The sequence below is a fragment of the Myxococcales bacterium genome, from assembly GCA_012517325.1.
GTDB lineage: Bacteria > Lernaellota > Lernaellaia > Lernaellales > Lernaellaceae > JAAYVF01.
In genome coordinates this window covers 1-3,487 of the sequence record JAAYVF010000115.1, presented here as the reverse complement: position 1 = coordinate 3,487, position 3,487 = coordinate 1, and the positions used below count along the sequence as shown (strand labels likewise).

Sequence of the window (3,487 nt, the reverse complement as noted above, 5' to 3'; positions counted from 1 at the left end):
GGGCAGCTGCCCCTCCAGGACGCAGACCAGCAACCTCATCCGCTGTAACTCCTTGGGAGTCATCGAAATCATGTCCTTCTTCATGGGGGACATAATCGCTAAGCAGTTACAGGGGACAAAGTCGCTAAGCTAATACAGGCGCGATTCGCGCGGTTGTCACCTCATGTCCGGTAGGCTATTCTCGACTGCCATTAGGGGGCACGAGTTGACCGAACAAAAGAAAGAATTCTTCCTGCGCCGCTGGTTCGGCGGGATCGGCGTGGGTTATTACCTGCAATCGCTGCCTTTTTCCGTCGGCATGCTGGTCATGCCCCTGGTGCCGACGGTCGTGGTGGCGTACCTGCTGCAACACGGCCAGGCGCCGCTGGTCGGCGCGTCGGTTCTGCTGTTGACTTTCGGTTATCCGGTGTTGCGCGCCAAGCGGCCGCGCGCCGCCTGGTGGGTGGGCACGCTGGTCGCCGTGGGCAGTGTATTCGGCCTGGTGGCCACCAACCTGTTCGTCGGCCTGTTCTTCACCTGGTACCTCCTGCTCACCTGGGCGCTGACGATCGCTTTTCTGGTGCTGAACTGGAAGCGGTTGCGCCCCTGGACCTTCGCCGTGTTTGCGGCGATCGTGCTGGGCCATCTGTTGTCGATGGAAATCCTGCGTTCGTTGCTGGCGCTATTCGGCCTGGGATTGATGGCGCTTTATTTCCGCCTGCCGGATCGCGACAACTTCCCGCGCGCCCCGCTCGCGGTCAGCATCATGATGGCCTTGCTGATCAGCCACGGCGCCTGGTTTTATTTCGACGTCGGCGGCCAGGAGGAAATCAGCCGCCATCCGGCCGCCTACAAGGTCTTCCAATACGACGGGCAACGCCGCGGCTGGGCGCGCCTGCTGGGCGTCAACTCGCCGTTCCTGGTGCCGTCGTGCGACGGCGAGAAATTTTATGTCGGCGGAAAGCTGACCTACTATTCGCGCCTGGTCCTGATCGATCCGACGTCGAACCGGCGCAAGGTCGTGCCGATGATCGGCGGCCTGACCGACAACCTGGCCCAGGATTGCGCCTCGCGGACGCTGTTTGTCGGCAACCCCGGCGAAAACGAGGTGATGGCGCTCAACGCCGCCAATCCGCAGAAGACCTACCTCAAGGAAAAATTCGACGGCGTGCATGTCGGCCTGCTGCGCCTGGACCGGCAGAACAACCGGCTCTACATGATCGCCGCGAACAAGGACTATCTCTTCGAATTGCGCGCCAGCAACCTGGCGGAAATCGGCCGCCTGGAATTCCCGTCCACGCCCACCGACCTGGCGATCGACCGGCCGCACGACCACGAAGTCCTGCTGGTCACCCAGGGCGGCGAGGTGGCGCGGGTCCGCAACCGGCCGCTGGAAAAGGTCAACAGCGCCCAGCTCGATTTCGGCAAATTGATGTACAACCTGGCCCTCGACGAAAAACAGCGCCGGGTTTTCGTCTCGTCCCTCTTCGCCAAGGAAATCCGCGTGCTCGACGCCGATACCCTGGCGCCGATCGCCTCGCTGCCGGTCGAGCGCGGCGGGCGCTTCATGCAATTCGACCCGCGGCGCGACCTGTTGTACGTCGGCAACTTCTTCACCGGCACCCTGACCGCCTATGCCTTCGACGGCCGGCAGGGGCGGCAAGTCTGGTCGATTCAAGCCGGCCGGCGGATTCGTTACCTGACTCTGGATCGCCTGCGCGACCAATTGTGCTTCACCAGCCAGACCGGCGGTTTCTGCCTGGGCCTCGAATCGCTCGCTCCCGCTCCGCCCACCGCCGGCCCCGACCTGGAAGAAGAAGGCCCGCCGGCCGCCGACTCGTCGGCGACCCCGGCGGCCGAATCCCCGGACGCGAACGCCGCGCCGGCGGAGGAATAAGCCTACTCGGAGGGAGCAACACCATGTCCCGAAAAAGTGCCGCGATCGCGAGGCCGGCGTTTTGGTCGATTGTGATCCTGCTGTGGCTGCTGGCGGCTTTCGGCTGTCAGGCCCTGCCGGCGCCGACGCCGGTTTACCTGATCGGCATCGACACGTTGCGGGCGGACGCGCTGGGCTGTTACGGCGGCGTTCATCCCACTCCGGTGCTGGACGATTTCGCCAAGCAGGCGGTGGTATTCGACAACTGCATCGCGCCGGCGAGTTGGACCGTGCCGAGCATGGTCAGCATCATCACCGGCCTTTACCCGTTTCATCACGGTTGCGTCAAAGCCTTGCAGGAAAACGGGCGGGTGCTGTCGCAGCAGAAACTGTCGGACGGTTACAATACCCTGGCGGAGCTGTTCAAACGGATCAACTACCGCACGTATGGCGTCAGCGGCAACGGGCACCTCGACGAGAAATACGGTTTTGCGCAAGGCTTCGACGAATACGTCTGCCATCCGTTCGTCGACAAGGAAGGGGTGACCTCGAGCTGGCAGGGCATCGTGCCGCGGCTGGCGGCCGAATACCGCTTCGGCCAGGGCGTCTTCGGATTTTTGTTCTACTTCGATCCGCATCACCCCTACGTGCCGCAGGAACCGTACATCTCGCAGTACCTGCCCGATTACAAAAAGAACCTGGACAAGGTGTTCGGCAAGGACATGCTGGAGTTGATTCGCGAAGGCGTCTTCGCCGATCCGGAACTGGTCAAGTTGGCGCGGGCGCTTTACGAATCCGAGGTGGCGGCGCTGGACGCGCACCTGGGCGAAGTGCTGAAAAACCTGCCGGGCTATGAAGACGCGATCGTCATCATCACCGCCGATCACGGCGAGGAATTTTACGAACACGGCGAAATGATCCACGGCAACAACCTGATGCAGACGCAGATTCACGTGCCGCTGATGATCAAGCTGCCCAAAGGAAAAAACGCCGGCCTCCGGGTGAAAGACCCGGTGTCGACGATCGACATCTTTGCCACACTGGCGGATGTCCTGCACGCGCCGCCGATGAGCAAGACCGACGGCGTCAGCCTGTTGCCGCTGCTGGAAGGGCAACCCGCGACGCCGCGCGATCTGTTCAGCCAGATCGATCTGCCCTGGGCCCGCCAATCCGCCATGGTGCGGTGGCCCCACAAATACATTCAACGCATCGACGGCCGCCGCCATATTTTCGATCTGGCGGCCGACCCGCGGGAAGAAAACGACGCCTTTGAGGAACTCAAGGGCGGCGAGAGCGCCGAAGCCTTCAAGACGCTGCTCGAAAGCGTGGGCTATCAGGTCCGTTTTCCGCCCCGCTCCATCACCGAAGATCTGTCGGATGAGATGCACGAGAAGTTGAAAAACCTGGGCTACCTGAACTGAGCGGAACGGAGGGTATTGCTTTTCGTACCCTTCGAGACACTTCGTTCCTCAGGGACACGGTTAGTATAGGACCGCATCCCTTCTCGGAAAGGACAAGTGGTTGTCAAGATATAACTTTCCTCTAGTTCGACTGTCGGTCGAATTTTTCGGTTCACCGGATGATCTGGGCGATGCCACATCCCGAATCATTTTGGAAAGGGGACGAGCCATT

At 61.7% G+C, this 3,487-nt stretch carries 2 protein-coding genes; both read left to right on the top strand.

Annotated features, from left to right (window positions below):
* The first annotated feature begins 205 nt into the window (after nucleotides 1-205).
* Entirely contained in the window at nucleotides 206-1,876 is a 1,671-nt protein-coding gene (locus GX444_19205; protein NLH50708.1) for a DUF998 domain-containing protein, read from the top strand.
* 23 nt (nucleotides 1,877-1,899) lie between these two features.
* A complete protein-coding gene (locus tag GX444_19200; GenBank protein ID NLH50707.1) occupies nucleotides 1,900-3,276 on the top strand; it encodes a sulfatase in 1,377 nt (458 codons plus the stop codon).
* Nucleotides 3,277-3,487 lie beyond the last annotated feature (211 nt).